Source organism: Amycolatopsis sp. MtRt-6, assembly GCF_017308975.1.
Classification (GTDB): Bacteria; Actinomycetota; Actinomycetes; order Mycobacteriales; family Pseudonocardiaceae; genus Amycolatopsis.
Genome location: NZ_JADWPD010000020.1, coordinates 1 through 16231 on the forward strand (window position 1 = coordinate 1; position 16231 = coordinate 16231).

Consider the following 16231-nt stretch of genomic DNA (forward strand, 5'->3'; position numbering starts at 1 on the left):
CCGCCTACCGCTACCTGCACGAAGCCATCACCGCCCTCGCCGCCTGCGCCCCGGACCTGCACCACGTCCTGGCCGACCGGCGCACCCGGGGTGACACGCACGTCATCCTGGACGGTTCCCTGATCCCCTGTGACCGGGTCGCGGCGACCACGATCAAAACCAAAGGTAAGAACCGCGGCCGGATCGTGCACCTGTGGTACTCGGGCAAGCACCGCGCCTTCGGCGGAAACATCCAGTTCCTGGCCAGCTCCGATGGGTTCCCGTTGTGGGTGTCGGCGGTGCTGCCGGGCTCCCGCAACGATCTCTCCGCCGCCCGCGACCACGGGATTGTCGGCGCGTTGACCGCCGCCGCGGGCCAGGGCCTGACAACTCTGGCCGACAAGGCCTACCACGCAGCCGGGATCGGGATCCTTACCCCGTTCAAGAAAACCGCAGGTCAACCACCCCTCGGCCCGCGCCAGCGGGTCTACAACCTGCTGCATGCCCGAGCCCGGGCACTCGGCGAACGCGCCATGGCCATCCTCAAAACCCGCTGGCGAGCACTCCGCCACATCAGCCTCTGCCCCCACCGCATCGGCACCATCGTCCAAGCCGCCCTCGTCCTCACCCACCACGAACACCACGGACGCTACTGAGAAAACCTCAATGTGGCCTTCGGTGCGTTGAACGCACCCAAGGTGGCCTTCGGTGCGTCCAACGCACCCAATGTGGCCTTCGGTGCGTCCAACGCACCCAAGGTGGCCTTCGGTGCGTCCAACGCAACCAAGGCCACATTGGGGCGCTGGGAACCGAGGTCAGCGGCGCGGGAAGTAGCTCTCGATGACTTCCCATCGCGCCAGGTTGTGCTTCGCGTCCGCCAGTGCGTCGTGCTGGTCGGTCGGCGCCGCCGGGAGCTTCGGCTTTCCGGCGTCCTCCCACCGCTGCCGCAGGTCCCGGGTGAACCGAGGCAGCTGCCGCGGCAGCGCCGGCATCGGGCCCCACAGCTGGGCCAGCGCCACGTGGTCATACGCGGCGAACCACGCCCACAGCTCGATCCCGCCCGGCGGCTTGCCGAAGAACTCCAGCAGGTCGGTGCGGATCTTCTCCCTGCTCCGCCACGCGCGGTCGGCCGGCGAAGGCAGCTTGTCCAGCACGTTGTCCCGGACCCACGGCCCGGCCTTGGCCGGGTCGAACTCGGTCGACACCGCGTAGAACTCGCGGCCCCGCTCGTCCACCACCCCGATCGACACCAAATCGATGGTCACGCCGTCTTCGATGAACTCGGTGTCGTAGAAAAAACGCACTGGTGAACAGTAGTGGGGAACTCAGCCGACCTTGGAATCGGGCACCCGGGCCGCGTCCCGGGCCGAGGGCTGGGCGGGCACCGCGGGCCTGACCCCGGCCGCCTCCGCCGCCAGCAGCTCCTTGGCCTTCGCCGCGTAGATGTCGACGTACTCCTGGCCCGACAGCTCCATCAGGGCGTACATGATCTCGTCCGTGATCGACCGCTCGATGAACCGGTCACCGGACAGGCCCTCGTAGCGCGAGAAGTCCAGGGGCTTGCCGAACCGGACCTCGAGGCGGCGCGGCCACCACATCTTCGAACCGATCGGGTTGACCTTGTCCGTGCCGATCATCGCCACCGGGATCACCACGCCGCCGGACTCCAGGGCGATGCGGGCCACGCCCGTCTTGCCCTTGTACAGGCGTCCGTCCGGGGAGCGGGTGCCCTCCGGGTAGATCCCGAGCAGGTGCCCTTCGCGCACCAGGCGGGTCGCCGTGTCGAGGGCGGCCTGGGCGGCGTTGCCGCCGGACCGGTCGATCGGGAACTGGCCGACGCCGGTGAAGAACCACTTCTTGAGCGTGCCCTTGAAGCCGGGCTCGGTGAAGTACTCGGACTTGGCCGGGAAGGTCACCTTGCGCTTGACCCGCAGCGGCATGAAGAACGAGTCCGCGACCGCCAGGTGGTTGCCGGCCAGGATCGCGCCCCCCGACTCGGGGATGTTCTCCGCGCCGACGACCTTGGTCGGCCAGAGCGCCTTGAGCAGCGGTCCGAGGAACACCCACTTCATGAGCCAGTACAGCACCGGTGCCTCAGTCCTCCATCGCGGCCGCAACCCCTGTCCACCCGAGACGAACAGCCTACGAACACCGGTGGCCGCCGCACAACGCGGACCACCCGGTTACCACTTCGGCAGCGATCGATCTCACAGCGAATTCGGGGCACGGGCAGACCCCCACAAGGTCCGCCGGGCGTGAGAGCATGGACTGACTGCAAGGCTCACACGGAAGGCGATCGCATGGGCGTGCTCGCCGGCGCGGAACCGTTCGGCCACACCGGTTCGGCCGAGATCGGGTTCCTGCTCTGCCACGGGTTCACCGGCACCCCGGCGAGCATGCGGGCCTGGGGTGACCACCTGGCCGAGGCCGGGTTCACGGTGCGCTGCCCGCTGCTGCCCGGCCACGGCACCCGCTGGCCGGACCTCAACCGCACGACGTGGGAAGACTGGTACGGCGCCGTCCGCGAAGCCCTGCTCGCGCTGCTGGCGACGTGCCGGACGGTGTTCGTCGGCGGCCTCTCGATGGGCGGCACGCTCACCCTGCGCCTCGCCGAGGAGTTCGGCGACCGGATCGCCGGGATCGTCCTGGTCAACCCCTCGGTGACGCGGCTGAAGTGGGACACGCGGCTGCTGCCGGTGCTGGGCCGGGTCGTGCCCTCGGTGCCGGCGATCGCGAACGACATCAAGAAGCCGGGCGAAACCGAGCTGGCCTACCCGCGCACGCCGGTGCGCGCGGCGGCGAGCCTGGCGAAGCTGTGGGCGGTCGTGCGCGCCGACCTGGCGAAGGTGACGCAGCCGGTGCTGCTGCTGCACTCGTCGGTCGACCACGTCGTCGAGCCGGTCAACTCGCAGCTGGTGCTCAAGGGCGTCTCGAGCACCGAGGTCACCGAGGTCGTACTGGAGAACAGCTACCACGTGGCGACCCAGGACAACGACGCCGAAGTGATCTTCACCCGCAGCGTCGAGTTCGCGAGGGCGCACGCCGGACAGCCCGAGGAGACCGCATGAGCCGGGGGAAGGACGGGCCGGAGGACGTCGACGCGACGTTCGCCGAGATCGTCGCCGACCTGCGCGCCGGCGGGTTCGGGCTCCCCGAAACGGACACCGCCGAAGCCACCGGCACCGCCGAGCCCGAGTCGCGCAAGACGCCGGAGCGGCCCGCCGAGCCGCCCGCCGTGGAGTCGCCGCCGGAGTCCGGCTGGCGGTCCGGGGGCACTTCGTGGGACACCACGATGTTCTCCGACGACCCGGCGGACGACAACGAGCACTACGTCCCGCCGGAGCCGCCGCCGCTGCCCCGGCCGAAGCTGGGCGCGTTCCTCATCCTGCTGCTGTTCCTGGCCGGGCTGTTCCTGCTGATCCTGCCCGGCGCGATCGGCGTCGGCCCGACGGTGGCGACGCCGTTGGGCATCCTCGCGCTCGCGACGGCGATCGCGCTGCTGCTGCTCCGCGTGCGCCAGGGACCGCCGCCCGGCGCCGATCCCAGCAACGGCGCCCAGGTCTAATCGGACGGCGATGCGCATCGAGTTCAGTCCTTCGCGGCGATCGACCGTCGGCGCGGAGTGGGAGCTCGGCCTGGTGGACCGGCGCAGCGGTGAGCTGACCTCGGTGGCCGAGCGGATCCTCGAGGCCGTCCGGCCCGACGGGCAGGCCGAGCACCCGAAGATCAAGCAGGAGCTGCTGCTCAACACCATCGAGATCATCACCGGCGTCTGCGACACGATCGCCGAGATCAAGGCCGACCTGAACGACTCGCTCGACGTCGTGCACGGCGTCGCCGACCCGCTCGGCGTCGAGATGTTCTCGGCGGGCACGCACCCGTTCTCGAACTGGTACCAGCAGAAGGTCACCGACAAGGAGCGCTACGCCAAGCTGATCGACCGGACCCAGTGGTGGGGACGGCAGATGCTGATCTACGGCGTCCACATCCACGTCGGCGTCGACCACCGCGAGAAGGTGCTGCCGGTCCTCGACGCGCTGCTCAACTACGCGCCGCACCTGCAGGCGCTGTCGGCGTCTTCGCCGTATTGGGGTGCCGAGGACACCGGGTACGCGTCGAACCGGGCGCTGATGTTCCAGCAGCTGCCGACGGCCGGGCTGCCCTTCCAGTTCCGGAAGTGGGCGGAGCTGGAGAGCTACGTCGAGGACATGTTCACCACCGGCGTGATCGACCACTTCTCGGAGATCCGCTGGGACATCCGGCCGTCGCCGAAGCTCGGCACGATCGAGATGCGCGTCTGCGACGGCCTGCCGACACTGGAGGAGGTCGGCGCGATCGCGGCGCTGACCCAGTGCCTGGTCGACGACTTCGTCGAGCGCCTGGAAGACGGCGAGATCCTGCCGACGCTGCCGCCGTGGCACGTCCAGGAGAACAAGTGGCGCGCGGCCCGCTACGGCACGGACGCGATCGTCATCCTGGACGCGGCCGGGCGCGAGCGGCTGGTGACCGACGACGTCGCGGACCTGCTGGACCGGCTCGAACCGGTGGCGCGGCGCCTCGGCTGCGTGGCGGAGCTGCGTGACGTCGAGACGATCCTGCGGTACGGGCCGAGCTACCGGCGCCAGCGGGCGGTCGCCGAGCAGCACAAGGGCAGCCTCAAGGCCGTGATGGCGTCCCTGGTGGCCGAGATGCGCGACGGGATCCGGCGGGACTAGAGCTCGTCGAGCTGCGTGCGGAGCGTGCCGGGGCCGAGGATCGCCGCGCCGAGGGCTTCGACGCGCCTTTTCAGCTCGCGGTCGGCGGTGGCGACGAGGACCCTGGCCTGCTGCTGCGCGACGACCTCGACGATCTTGGAGTCGCCGTCGGTGTCGGCCGCGACGACCTCGACCCCCGGTGTCCCGGTGACGTGCTTCGCCTTGCCTTCGACGACCAGGATGATCCGGGGCCACCAGGAGACCGTGGCGTCGTCCGGGTCCGGGACGCCGGCTTCGGCGAGCTTGGCGAGCTGGTCGCGGAGGCGCTCGGCGGCGCCGTGCCGGTCGCGCCACCAGCCGTCCGGACGCGAGCCGACGACGTTGGCGGCGTCGACGACCAGGACGAGCTCCTGGCCGACGCGGTCGCGCAGGTGCGGCCACGCGGCGGCGAAGTCGCGGTGCAGGGGGTAACCGGGGACGTCGTCGGGATCCACCCAGCGCACCTCCGCACTTTCGGTGTTGGCGACGCGCGCTTCGGCGCCGTCGGCGAGGGCGAGCACGGTGGTGTAGCTCCAGTCGCCGTGGTCGACGACGGACGCGGAGACCGCGCGGAAGGCCTCGGCGGGGACGGAGGCCTCTTCGAAGGCTTCCCGGGCGGCGGCGCCCACGGCGGTCTCGCCGGCCTCGATGGCCCCGCCGGGCAGCGCCCAGGTGCGGCCCTGGTGCACCCACCAGGCGCGGCGCTGCAGGAGAACGCCGCGCGCGGGATCGACGAGCAGCAGGCCGGCGGCGCCGTAGCGGCCCCAGTGCACGTGCCCGCAGGAACAACGGACGAAGACGCTCGCGGACAGGTGACTCACCTCTCCAGCGTGTCACACGCCGGCCGGTGAGCGCTGTTCCCGAGGCCGGACCGGACGCCGTCGACCAGCGTACGGACGAGCTGGTCGCCGTCGACCCCCCACTTCTCCCGCGCCAGGTGGCCGCTGAGCTCCAGCCCGGCGATCCCGTGCGCGCTCGCCATCAGCAGAGCGCCGTAGCGGCGGGCATCGGGCTCCCCGACCAGGTCGGCGACCATGGCGAGGAACCGGTTCTCCAAGCGGCTCGCGGCCACCGCGGCCTCCGGGTCGTCGGCCGGGGTGCTGAACATCAGCGCGTACCGGTGCGGGTACCTTCGGCCGACCTCGATGAGGGTCAGCAGGGCGCGTTCGAGCCGGGCCGCCGGCTCCCCCCGCAGCTGTTCGACCTCGTCCGTGACCGCGTTCCACGCGTTGATCGCCAGCCGGGTCAGCAGGTGGGCTTTGTCTTCGAAGTGCCCGTAGGGCGCGCCGCGGGAGACCCCGGCCCGGGCGCCCACCGCGCGCAGCGTCACCGCCTCGGGGCCCCCTTCGTCGAGCAGCTCGGACGCCGCGCGCACGAGCGCGTCCCGGGTCGCCGCCGCCGTTTCAGCTCGCGTCACCATGCCGCCAACCATAGTTGACAATGTCACATGAGTTGTCCACAGTAGTTCATATGACAACGTCACATCAAACTTCGCTCATGGTCGTCACCGGCGCCTCGACCGGGCTGGGCGCCGCGACCGCCCGCGCGCTCGCCGCCCGCGGCCACCACGTCCTCGCCGGTGTCCGCCGGGAGCGCGACGGGGACGCGATCCGCGCCGACGGCGTCGAGCCGGTGCTCCTCGACATCACCCGGCCCGAGCACATCCGGGCCCTCGCCGACCGGGTCGACGCGGACGACCGCCCGTTGCGCGCCCTCGTCAACAACGCGGGCATCTCGGTCAACGCCCCGGTCGAGGCGCTGCCGCTGGCCGAGTGGCGGAGCCTGTTCGAGGTCAACCTGTTCGGGCACGTCGCCGTCACGCAGGCACTGCTGGCGTCGCTGCACCGCAGCCGCGGCAGGATCGTGAACATCAGCTCGGTCGGCGGGAAGGTCGCGATGGCCACCTACGGCCCCTACGCGGGGACGAAGTTCGCGCTCGAGGCGGTCAGCGACGCGCTCCGCCGCGAACTCGCCCCGCACGGGGTGGAGGTCGTCGTGGTCGAGCCCGGCGCGGTGCGAACCGAGATGGGCGAACGCGGCGCCGCCACCGCCCGCGACCTCGCCGGGAAGATGAGCCCCGAACACCGGCGCCGCTACGGCGGGCTCGTCGAAGCCGTCGTCGCCCACTCGCTGGCGTTCACCCGGACCGGCCTGGCCGCGGACAAGGCCGGGGCCGTCGTCGCCGAGGCGGCCACCGCGCGCCGCCCGCGCACGCGCTACACGATCGGGCGCGACGCGGGCCTCCTGACCTGGCTCGCCCGCGTCATTCCGGACCGGGCTCTCGACCGGGTCGCCGCGGCGAGCCTGCGGAAGTACTGGCCCCGGGAGGCCGCGTAGTACCCCGGCGGCCGCCGACGACCGCGGCCAGGAAGATGCCCACGGTGATCCCGGCCAGCAGAACCACGGCCAGCACCGGACCCGGCACCAGGGGTTCGACCAGGAACAGCGCGACCAGCAGCCACCCCGCCGACACCGCGGCGGAGGCGAGCACGGTCAGCACCCTGCTCTTCGCCTTGGCCCGCACGACGACCGCGACGGCCACCAGAACCGCGCCACCCACCCCGATCCACACACCGGCCGGGTACCCCGCGAGGAGCCGGCCGACGCCTGGGTGGGTGACACACACGGCTGAGCAGCCCCCGGTTTCCACGCTACCGGGAGGCACTGACAGTTCCGCCCGGGCAGACCGCCGCGCGGGGTACCTGTCCACAAGATCGCAGGCCGGATCAAACCGGGGTCTTCGCCGCCTCCAACGCCAAGGCCGCCGCGCCCACGATCGCCGTGTCGTCGCCCAGGTGAGCAGTCCTGATCCGAGCCAACGGCCGGTGCCGCGCCCCCGTGATCGCGCCCGCGTAGTGCTCCCGAGCCTCGTCCAAGAACAGCGGTGCCGACTCCGACACCCCTCCCCCGATCACGATGATCTCCGGGTCGAACACGTCCGCCACCAGTGCCAGGCCCTCGCCCAGCCACTTCGCCAGCTCCGCCATCGCCAGCTGGGCGATCGGATCTCCATCACGCGCCGCGCCCGCCACCCTGCGGCCCGTCACCGAGCCCGGGTCGCCCGCCACCTGGGGGGCCAGGACCGTCGACCGGCCCGGGTGCCGGGCGAGCAGCTCCACCGCCGTGGCCGCCAAGGCCGTTCCGCTGCAGTAGCGCTCCCAGCAGCCGTACTTGCCGCAGGGGCACGGCCGCCCGCCGCGGACCACCGTCAGGTGGCCCAGCTCGGGGGCCACGCCGTACGCGCCCCGGTACAGCTTGCCGTCCAGCAACAGCCCCGCGCCGATGCCCGTGCCCAGTGCCACCAGGGCCGCCACCTGGGCGCCGCGGGCCGCGCCGAAACGGTGCTCGCCCACTATCGCCGAATTGACGTCGTGCTCCAGCAGCACCGGGAGGCCGACGCGCTTCTCGATCCGGTCGGCCACCGGTGCGCCGCGCCACGCCAGGTGCGGGGCGAACATCACCGAGCGGCGGTCGCGGGCCACGAAGCCCGCCACCGCCAGCCCCACCCCGGCCACGTCGTGGCGGTTGCGCAGGTCCTCGACCACGCTCGCGATGGCGTCCTCGAGCGCGCCCTCTTCGGTCGGCGTCGCGACGCGCGCCGTGTCGAGCAGGGAGCCGCGTTCGTCCACCACGCCGGCCCGGATGCTCGTTCCGCCGACGTCCACCCCTACCGTCCGCACTCAGCTCTCCCACTCGTCGCGCCTGCGGACCGCGATGTGCTGCACCCGCGGCGACGTGCGCGGGTCCGCGGGCCGCGGCGCGGGCCGGAACCCGGGCATGTGCACGCCCTCGTCCGGTTCCCAGCGGTCCGCGAGCACCGCACGCAGCAGGGCGACCAGCTGCGCGAGCTGCTCGACGAGCCGCGCGACCAGCTCGGGCCGCTCACCCCGCACCACCGCGACGATCGCACACAGCGGACACCAGCCGCACGCCGAACCGTCCGGTTTCGCCTCGTCAGGGGTGCCATGACCACCGGGGGCTTCGCCACCCGGACCCCCCGAAAAGAAGCTGCCGTGCCCGGCCGCGAGCACGCCTTCGAGCCACGGCGCCGCCTTGTCCGCGACCAGCTCGGCGAGCAGGCGGATCTCCTCCGCCAGGCGCGGCCCGTGTTCCTCTTCGCTCACCCGCGGCCCCGGTTCCCGGCCAGGCTCACGACCAGGCCGTCGGCGTCGGATTCCGCGCCGGTGATCCGGCACGGCCGCAGCGGCTCCGGCAGGGCGATGAGCCTGCGGAAGCCGTCCACGGTGATCGCCAGGTCGTCGTCGACGCGGGCGAGGTCGACCTCGGCGTCCCGCGGGAGCGGGATCGCGACGCGCAGGGTGTACCCACCGGGGGCGGGCCGCACGCGCAGCAGCGGGGTGACGGGGGTGCCGTTGCCCGCGAGGGGGTCTTCGCCGCGGTAGAGCTCGGCGGCGATCTCCAGCAGCGCGGGCAGCCCGACCGGCTCGACGGCGCGGTGCTCGACGCGGGCGACCGGCGCGATCCCGGCCGCGGCGAGCTCGGCGAGCACGGCGTCCTGCTGCGTCCGCCGGGTGCGCAGCCAGGACGCGGCGCCGCCGCGCCAGATGCCGGGCGCGGGCATCAGCCGGTTGGCGATCAGGCCGTCGACCGCGATGCCGCGCAGGGCCAGGGAGCTGAGCGTCCGCCGTGCCTCGGCGACGACCACCCGCTCCGGGGTCAGGACCAGCCGGACCGTCGTCACCGCCGGGTCGGTGAGCAGCGCGCGCAGGCCGTCGAGGTGGGCACCGAGGCGGCGCACCGAGCCGGTGACGCGGCCGCGCGGCCCGAACACGCGGGTCAGGTAGCCGGAGACGGCCTCGGGCAGCGCGAGCAGCCGCAGCGTCTCGGCCGTCGGCCCGCAGTCGACGACGACGGACTCCCACGGCCCGTCCTCGGCCAGCCGGCGGACCTCGGTCAGGGCGAGCAGCTCGTCGACGCCGGGCAGCACGGTGAGCTCTTCGGCGTCGAGGGTGTCGAGCCCCGCGCCGGCCAGCACCGCCCGCAGCTCACCGCGCAACTGCTCCCAGGTGGCGTCCACCAGGGTGCGCGAATCGATCTGCACCCCGGAGAGGAGAGTGTCCACTTCGGACGGTTCGGCCCCGAGCGGCGTGCCGAAGGCGTCGCCGAGCGAGTGCGCCGGGTCGGTGGACACGACGAGGGTCTTCCTGCCGCGGGCGGCGAGGGCGGCGCCGGTGGCCGCGGCCAGCGTGGTCTTCCCGACACCCCCCTTGCCGGTGCACAGCAGGATCCGCACGCTAGCCCTCGGCCCGCTTCTTCAGCTCCTTGAGCGCGGTGTCCATGACCATCTTCTCGGCCTTGCGGCGCAGCAGGCCGATCATCGGCAGCGCCAGCTCGACCGACAGCGTGTAGGTGACCCGGGTGCGGCCGCCGAGGTCGGCGAGCGCGTAGCGGCCGTTCTGCGCCTTCTGCATCTGGCCCTTGACCAGGTGCCAGCTGACGCCGAGGCCGTCTTCGTCCCAGTCGTACTCGAGGGTGTAGACGTCCTTGATCGGGCCCGCGTCGAGGGTCAGCTTGACCTGCTTGGCCCGCCCGTCGGCGTCGGTGTCGAGGACCTCGGTCTGCCGGACGGCCTTGGCCCATTCCGGGTACGCGGGGAAGTCGGCGATCACGGCCATCACCCGGCTGGGCTCGGCGTCGACCTCGATGGACTGTGTGGACTGCTCGGCCATGGGTCGAAGCGTAGCCGCCGCGGTTGGTCACCAGCGCAGCACGTAGGGCTGCCCGGTCTCCTTGAAGTGACCCACGTTACGGCACTCGGTCAGGCCGACCCGGGCACGGGCCGCCAGCGGCTGGTGCACGTGCCCGAACACCGACCAGCGCGGCCGCTGCGCCCGGATCAGCTCCAGCAGCGCCGTCGAGCCGATCTCGCTGCGCCGCGCGACGACGTCGTAGACCAGCTCCGGCAGGGCCGGCGGGCCGTGCGTGCAGAGGACGTCGACGCCGGCCAGCGCGGCCACGCCCGCGTCGTAGTCCGCGCGATCCCGCAGGTAGGGGCGCCAGGCCGCACCTTTGCGCGGCCGCGGGACGACGCCGTCGGGCAGCAGCGCCCCGCCGACGAACCCGAACCGCAGGCCGCCGATCTCGGCCACCTCGCCGTCGAGCACCCGCACGCCCTCGCCGGCGAACTCCGGCCACAGCGCCGGGGTGTCGACGTTGCCGGGCGTGGCGTACGTCGGCGCGGTCATCGCCGCGAACAGCGCCGCGTACTGGGTGCGGATGGCCTCGTCGACCGCCGCGCCCGGGTCTTCGAGGCTCGCCCAGAGCGTGCGCGAAAAGGCAACGGTTTCGTCACGGGTGCCCTCGCGGCGCAGGCGGGCGAACTCGCCGACCTTCTCCGGCCCGAACAGGGCGCCCATGATGCCCTTCTCGTGGTCGTGGTAGTCGACGAAGTCGATCAGGTCGCCGAGCACGACCAGGGCGTCGGCCCCGTCACCCGCCCGCTTCAGCGCGTCCGCGTTGCCGTGCACGTCCGAGACGACGTGTACCCGCACCCCTGGCCCCCTAGCCCTCGCCGCGCGGAGGCACCCCGGGCTCGCGCCCGTCCTCCAGGATCTCCTTGAGCCCGAGGGCGATCGCCTTCGCCGCGCGTGCCCGCCGGTCGAACTCCCGGCGCAGCTCGCGCGGCGCCAGGGCCCGGGGCGTCCCGGCCGCGTCGGCGGGAGTCGCCCGCAGGAAGTAGTGCAGCAGGGTGCCGTCGAGCACCGGCTCGAGCCAGACCTCCATCGTACCGACGAGCGCGCCCCGGACAGTCCAGCGCAGGCCCTTCTCCCCCCGGTCGGTGTAGACCTCGAGGACCAGGTCGGGCCAGTAGCGCCGCCAGGAGGCCGGCTCGGCGAAGACCGCGGCCACGGTGGCGGGCGGAACGGCGAGGAACGTCTCGTCGACGATGTCGAGGGAGGGCGGCGCGTTCACGTGCGAAGAATGTCACGGCCTCGCCTCGCCGCGTCGGTCAGCATGGTCTTAAGGTGCTCACCACGCTAAGTTGACTGGCGGGTAACAGCGGTGTCACCTGCCGCCGCGTTGAACACGGAGGTCCACGTGCGCGAATACAGCGCTCCCGCCGGCAAGCCGGTGGCCGACGACGAAAACATGTCCGACGTCGTCTGGGCGAACGCCGAGCGGTTCTCCGACGTGGTGAGCTTCCGCCGCCAGGTCGAGGGCAGCTGGCTGGACGTCACCGCCAAGGAGTTCGCGGCCGAGGTGCTGGCCGTCGCCAAGGGCATGGCGAAGGCCGGGATCGGCCGCGGCGACCGCGTCGCGATCATGTCGAAGACCCGCTACGAGTGGACGCTGATCGACTTCGCGATCTGGGCGGCCGGCGCGGTGACCGTCCCGATCTACGACACGTCGTCCGCCGAGCAGGTGCACTGGATCCTGTCGGACTCGGCCGCGAAGGGCGTGTTCGTCGAGACCAGCGCCCACGCCGCGACGCTCGACGAGGTCCGGGACCGGCTCACCGACCTGGCTCACACGTGGCAGATCGAAGGCGGCTCCCCCGCCGTCGAAGAGCTCTCGGCGCTCGGTGCCGACCTGTCCGACGACGAGCTGCACGACCGCCGCCGCGAGGTGACCGCGAACGAGCTGGCCACCATCGTCTACACCTCGGGCACCACCGGCCGCCCCAAGGGCGTCGAGCTGACCCACCGCAACCTGCTGGCCGAGATCCGCGCCGACATCGAGGCGTTCCCGCAGCTGATGGAGCAGGGCAACTCGCTGCTGTGCTTCCTGCCGCTGGCGCACGTGCTGGCCCGCGCGATCGCCGTCACCGCGCTGACCGCCCGCGTCACCCTCGGGCACACCCCGGACGTCAAGAACCTGGTCGCCGACCTCGGCACGTTCCGGCCGACGTTCGTCGTCGCGGTGCCGCGCGTGTTCGAGAAGGTCTACAACTCGGCGAAGCAGAAGGCGCACAGCGAGGGCAAGGGCAAGATCTTCGACGCCGCCGAGGCCACCGCCGTCGCCTACAGCGAAGCGCAGGACACCGGCGGCGCCGGGGTCGGGCTGAAGCTCAAGCACCTGGTGTTCGACAAGCTCGTCTACGGCAAGCTGCGCGCGGCCCTCGGCGGCCGCTGCGTCGCGGCGGTCTCGGGCGGAGCGCCGCTGGGTGCCCGGCTGGCGCACTTCTTCCGCGGCATCGGCGTCCCGGTGTTCGAGGGCTACGGCCTCACCGAGACGTCGGCGGCGGCGAACGTCAACACGCAGACGGCGTTCCGCGTCGGCACGGTCGGCAAGCCGGTCAACGGCACGTCGGTTCGCATCGCCGACGACGGTGAAGTCCTGCTCAAGGGCGACGTCGTGTTCCGGGCGTACTACAACAACCCGCAGGCGACTGCCGAGGCATTGACCGACGGCTGGTTCCACACCGGCGACCTCGGCGAGCTGGACTCCGACGGCTTCCTCAAGATCACCGGCCGCAAGAAGGAGATCATCGTGACGGCGGGCGGCAAGAACGTCGCCCCGTCCGGCCTCGAGGACACGATCAAGGCGTCCCCGCTGGTCAGCCAGGCGATGGTGGTCGGCGACCAGCGCCCGTTCATCGCGGCGCTGATCACGGTCGACGAGGAGTACTTCCCGTCGTGGAAGTCCCAGCACGGCAAGCCCGCCGCCGCCACGGTCGCGGACCTGGCGACGGACCCGGACCTGGTCGCGGAGATCCAGGCCGCGGTCGACGAGGCCAACAAAGCGGTGTCCAAGGCCGAGGCGATCAAGAAGTTCACCGTGCTGGCCAACGACTTCACCGAGGCCGGCGGGGAGATCACGCCGAGCCTGAAGCTGAAGCGGAACGTGGTTTCGAAGAACTACGCCACCGACATCGAGGGCCTGTACAAGAAGTAAGCGCGCTCAGGCTCGGGTGAAGCCGCGGCTGCGCTCCACCTTCGCCACGTGCAGCGTGTAGCTCTCGTACCACTCGGCCCGGCCCCGCTGCTGGGCCGAGTGGTGCTCGGCGTTGCTCCGCCACTGCGTGAGCGCTTCGGCGTCGCGGAAGTACCCGACGGTGATGCTCAGGCCGCCGGGTGTCTGGGCGTGGTCCATGCCCAGGTATCCGGGGACGTCGGCGACCAGCTCTTCCATCCGGGCGGCGGTCTCGGGGTAGCCGGCCTGCTCGCCGGTGCGCACCGAGGTGAAGACGACCGCGTAGTAGGGCGGCTCGAAGGCTTCGACCGGGGCTGCCGGGTGATCGCTCATGGCGTCACCGTAGGGCGGCCCCGGCCCGGCGATCCAGCGACTTTCTCACGGCGTGCGCTGGGCGGCGACGAAGTCGCGGTACCAGCGGTAGCTCGACCTCGGCGTGCGGGCCTGCGTCTCGTAGTCGACGTGGACCAGCCCGAAGCGGTGCTTGTACCCGTGCGCCCACTCGAAGTTGTCCAGCAGTGACCAGCAGAAGTAGCCGCGCAGGTCGACCCCGGCCGCGGCCGCCGTGCGGACCGCCTCGATGTGCTCGTTCAGGAAGCTGATGCGCTCGTAGTCCGCGAAGTCGCTCCGGTCGGCGTACACGCACCCGTTCTCCGTCACGTACACCGGGGGCAGGCCCGGGTACCGGTTGTGCAGGCCGACGAGGGCTTCGGTGAGGCCCTCCGGCTCGACCGGCCAGCCCATGCCCGTGCGCGGGACGTCCGGCACGCGCGTGGTGTCCACCCCGATGTCGGTCACGGTCCGCAGCGCCGGGTCCGGCTCGCGGTGCGGGGCGTCCGCGACGTGGATCCGGTAGTAGTAGTTGACGCCCAGGTAGTCCAGCGGCGTCCCGATCGTCTCGAGGTCGCCGTCGAGGCGGAACGAGAAGTCCGAGACGCCGTCGAACATCGCCGCCAGGCCCGGCGCGTACCGGCCGCCGAACAGCGGGTCGGTGAACTGGCGGCGCAGCAGCGTGTCCTGGCGGGCCGCCGCCGCGGCGTCCGCCGCCGAACCCGAGACCGGCACCGCGGGCGACTGGTTGAGCACGATCCCGAACTGCTGCTGCGGTGTCGCCTGCGCCCGCATCGCCCGGACGGCCAGGCCGTGGCCGAGCAGCAGGTGGTGGGCGGCCGCCAGCGCGCCGTGTCCCTCCCTGGCTCCCGGCGCGTGGCGGCCTTCGCCGTATCCCGCGACCGCGCACGGGTACGGCTCGTTGAGCGTCGTCCAGTGGTCGACGACATCGCCCAGCTCTTCGTGCACCAGGGCGGCGTACTCGGCGAAGCGGTGGGCCGTCTCCCGCGACCGCCAGCCGCCCTCGTCCTCCAGCGCCTGCGGCAGGTCCCAGTGGTACAGCGTCAGGAACGGCTCGATCTCCCGCTCCCGCATGGCCTCCACGAGCCGGCGGTAGAAATCGATCCCCCGGCGTTCGAAGCGGCGCCCGTCCGGCTGGATCCGCGGCCAGGACACCGAGAACCGGTAGGCGTCGACACCCAGGTCGGTGAGCAGGTCGAGGTCGGCGCGCCAGCGGTGGTAGTGGTCGGCCGCCGGTTCCCCGGTGTGGCCGCCTGCCACCGCGCCGGGGACCGCCGCGAAGGTGTCCCAGATGGACGGTCCGCGGCCGTCCTCGGTGGTGGCGCCCTCGATCTGGAACGCCGAGGTCGCGACGCCCCAGCGGAAGCCGGGCGGGAAACTGGAAGTCACGGTGAGCTCCGGGAGGGTCAGCCCTTGAGCGCGCCCTGCATGATGCCGCCGACGATCTGGCGGCCGAACAGCAGGAACACGAGGAGGACGGGAACGGTGCCGATGGTGGCGGCGGTGAGCACGAGCGTGTAGTCGGTGGTGTAGCCACTGGCCAGAGTGGACAGTGCGGTTTGGACGGTCGGGTTCTCCGGCACGAGCACCACCAGCGGCCAGAAGAAGTCGTTCCAGGCCTGCATGAAGGTGAACAGCCCGAGCACCGCCGCGGCCGGGCGGGCGGCGGGCAGGGCCACGTGCCAGAACAGCCGCAGCGAGCCGCACCCGTCCATCCGCCCGGCCTCCAGCAGCTCCAGCGGCAGTGCCCGCTCGAAGTACTGGCGCATGAAGAACACGCCGAACGCGGTGACCAGGCCGGGCACGATCACCGCCTGCAGCTCCCCCGCCCACCCGAAGTCGGCCATCATCATGTACAGCGGCACGACGCCCAGCTCGGTCGGGATCGCCTGGGTGGCGACCACGACGAGCAGCAACGCCGTCCGCCCGCGGAAGCGCAGCTTGGCGAAGGCGAACCCGGCCAGCGTCGAGAACAGCACCACCGAGACGGTGATCGTGCCCGCGACGATGAGCGAGTTGCCCAGCGCCAGCGCGAAGTCCGTCTCGTCGAAGACGCGGGCGATGTTCTCGAACAGGTGCCCGCCCGGCACCAGGACCGGCGGCACCTTGCCCACGGCCTCCGTCGTCTGCGACGAGACGACGAACGACCAGTACACCGGGAACGCCGAACCGGCGAGGATCGCGATCAGCGCGGCGTAGGTCCACGGGCTCGCGACCCGCCTGGAGATCCGCCGCAGCCGCCCGGGCGAGGCGGCCGGCGGCGCGGGCGCGGCCGGGGTCAGCACGGTGGTCAT

General features: G+C 72.1%; 20 protein-coding genes. 6 read left to right on the forward strand and 14 right to left on the reverse strand.

The window, feature by feature from the left end; translation table 11 throughout:
• Window positions 1-635 (forward strand): transposase family protein (locus I4Q55_RS29465; RefSeq protein ID WP_206792140.1); only part of this gene is annotated, 635 nt, incomplete at its 5' end.
• 159 nt (window positions 636-794) lie between these two features.
• Here I4Q55_RS29465 and I4Q55_RS29470 read toward each other — a convergent pair.
• Together I4Q55_RS29470 and I4Q55_RS29475 are read right to left on the reverse strand one after the other, a co-directional pair.
• Complete coding sequence (locus I4Q55_RS29470) at window positions 795-1283, reverse strand: polyadenylate-specific 3'-exoribonuclease AS (protein WP_206792141.1); 489 nt, start codon at window positions 1281-1283, stop codon at window positions 795-797.
• 21 nt (window positions 1284-1304) lie between these two features.
• On the reverse strand, window positions 1305-2066 hold the full coding sequence (locus I4Q55_RS29475) for a 1-acyl-sn-glycerol-3-phosphate acyltransferase (protein WP_206792142.1): 762 nt from the start codon (window positions 2064-2066) through the stop codon (window positions 1305-1307).
• Between the two features lie 213 nt (window positions 2067-2279).
• Here I4Q55_RS29475 and I4Q55_RS29480 point away from each other — a divergent pair, with 213 nt between their 5' ends.
• From I4Q55_RS29480 to I4Q55_RS29490, 3 genes are read left to right on the forward strand one after another with little or no spacing between them, the layout of a single operon-like run.
• On the forward strand, window positions 2280-3047 hold the full coding sequence (locus I4Q55_RS29480; protein ID WP_206792143.1) for a carboxylesterase: 768 nt from the start codon (window positions 2280-2282) through the stop codon (window positions 3045-3047).
• Window positions 3044-3544 carry a hypothetical protein gene (locus I4Q55_RS29485; protein ID WP_206792145.1) on the forward strand — a complete coding sequence of 167 codons (501 nt, stop codon included), beginning with the start codon at window positions 3044-3046 and terminating at the stop codon, window positions 3542-3544. Before I4Q55_RS29480 ends, I4Q55_RS29485 begins: the two co-directional genes overlap by 4 nt.
• 10 nt (window positions 3545-3554) lie before the next feature.
• Window positions 3555-4694, forward strand: a complete 1140-nt coding sequence (locus tag I4Q55_RS29490) for a glutamate--cysteine ligase (RefSeq protein WP_206792147.1) — start codon at window positions 3555-3557, stop codon at window positions 4692-4694.
• Here I4Q55_RS29490 and I4Q55_RS29495 read toward each other — a convergent pair.
• Together I4Q55_RS29495 and I4Q55_RS29500 are read right to left on the reverse strand one after the other, a co-directional pair.
• A complete protein-coding gene (locus I4Q55_RS29495; RefSeq protein ID WP_206792149.1) occupies window positions 4691-5533 on the reverse strand; it encodes an NUDIX domain-containing protein in 843 nt (280 codons plus the stop codon). The two genes, I4Q55_RS29490 and I4Q55_RS29495, sit on opposite strands and share 4 nt — an antisense overlap.
• Window positions 5530-6132: a TetR/AcrR family transcriptional regulator gene (locus tag I4Q55_RS29500; protein ID WP_242546998.1), complete on the reverse strand. Its 603-nt coding sequence runs from the start codon at window positions 6130-6132 to the stop codon at window positions 5530-5532. Before I4Q55_RS29500 ends, I4Q55_RS29495 begins: the two co-directional genes overlap by 4 nt.
• Before the next feature lie 77 nt (window positions 6133-6209).
• Between I4Q55_RS29500 and I4Q55_RS29505 the strand changes: the two genes are divergently transcribed.
• Window positions 6210-7049, forward strand: a complete 840-nt coding sequence (locus I4Q55_RS29505) for an SDR family NAD(P)-dependent oxidoreductase (RefSeq protein WP_242546999.1) — start codon at window positions 6210-6212, stop codon at window positions 7047-7049.
• Here the strand turns inward: I4Q55_RS29505 and I4Q55_RS29510 are convergent.
• The 7 genes from I4Q55_RS29510 to I4Q55_RS29540 form a co-directional block, all read right to left on the reverse strand.
• The gene (locus I4Q55_RS29510; RefSeq protein WP_307793348.1) at window positions 6976-7284 is read right to left on the reverse strand and encodes a hypothetical protein; all 309 of its coding nucleotides are present in this window, start codon (window positions 7282-7284) and stop codon (window positions 6976-6978) included. The genes I4Q55_RS29505 and I4Q55_RS29510 overlap by 74 nt on opposite strands.
• Window positions 7285-7438: 154 nt before the next feature.
• Window positions 7439-8377, reverse strand: coding sequence for an ROK family protein (locus I4Q55_RS29515; protein WP_091307795.1), 939 nt, complete (start codon window positions 8375-8377; stop codon window positions 7439-7441).
• A 15-nt stretch (window positions 8378-8392) separates the two neighbouring features.
• Entirely contained in the window at window positions 8393-8836 is a 444-nt protein-coding gene (locus tag I4Q55_RS29520; protein WP_206792152.1) for a hypothetical protein, read from the reverse strand.
• The gene (locus tag I4Q55_RS29525) at window positions 8833-9966 is read right to left on the reverse strand and encodes an ArsA family ATPase (RefSeq protein WP_206792153.1); all 1134 of its coding nucleotides are present in this window, start codon (window positions 9964-9966) and stop codon (window positions 8833-8835) included. Before I4Q55_RS29525 ends, I4Q55_RS29520 begins: the two co-directional genes overlap by 4 nt.
• A 1-nt stretch (window position 9967) precedes the next feature.
• Window positions 9968-10402 carry an SRPBCC family protein gene (locus I4Q55_RS29530; protein WP_206792154.1) on the reverse strand — a complete coding sequence of 145 codons (435 nt, stop codon included), beginning with the start codon at window positions 10400-10402 and terminating at the stop codon, window positions 9968-9970.
• 27 nt (window positions 10403-10429) lie between these two features.
• A complete protein-coding gene (locus I4Q55_RS29535; protein ID WP_206792155.1) occupies window positions 10430-11224 on the reverse strand; it encodes a metallophosphoesterase in 795 nt (264 codons plus the stop codon).
• 10 nt (window positions 11225-11234) lie between these two features.
• On the reverse strand, window positions 11235-11645 hold the full coding sequence (locus I4Q55_RS29540) for a polyketide cyclase / dehydrase and lipid transport (RefSeq protein ID WP_091307783.1): 411 nt from the start codon (window positions 11643-11645) through the stop codon (window positions 11235-11237).
• A gap of 126 nt (window positions 11646-11771) precedes the next feature.
• On the opposite strand from I4Q55_RS29540, the gene I4Q55_RS29545 reads away from it, so the two are divergent.
• Window positions 11772-13568 (forward strand): long-chain fatty acid--CoA ligase, encoded by a 1797-nt coding sequence (locus I4Q55_RS29545; RefSeq protein WP_206792156.1) that lies wholly within the window; start codon window positions 11772-11774, stop codon window positions 13566-13568.
• 6 nt (window positions 13569-13574) lie between these two features.
• Here the strand turns inward: I4Q55_RS29545 and I4Q55_RS29550 are convergent, their stop codons facing one another.
• Genes I4Q55_RS29550 through I4Q55_RS29560 form a run of 3 tightly spaced genes read right to left on the reverse strand, consistent with a single transcriptional unit; the run spans window position 13575 to window position 16231 of the window.
• Entirely contained in the window at window positions 13575-13919 is a 345-nt protein-coding gene (locus I4Q55_RS29550; protein WP_206792158.1) for an antibiotic biosynthesis monooxygenase, read from the reverse strand.
• Window positions 13920-13964: 45 nt separating this feature from the next.
• Window positions 13965-15326: a GH1 family beta-glucosidase gene (locus I4Q55_RS29555; protein WP_206792170.1), complete on the reverse strand. Its 1362-nt coding sequence runs from the start codon at window positions 15324-15326 to the stop codon at window positions 13965-13967.
• A 17-nt stretch (window positions 15327-15343) separates the two neighbouring features.
• A complete protein-coding gene (locus tag I4Q55_RS29560) occupies window positions 15344-16231 on the reverse strand; it encodes a carbohydrate ABC transporter permease (RefSeq protein ID WP_206792172.1) in 888 nt (295 codons plus the stop codon).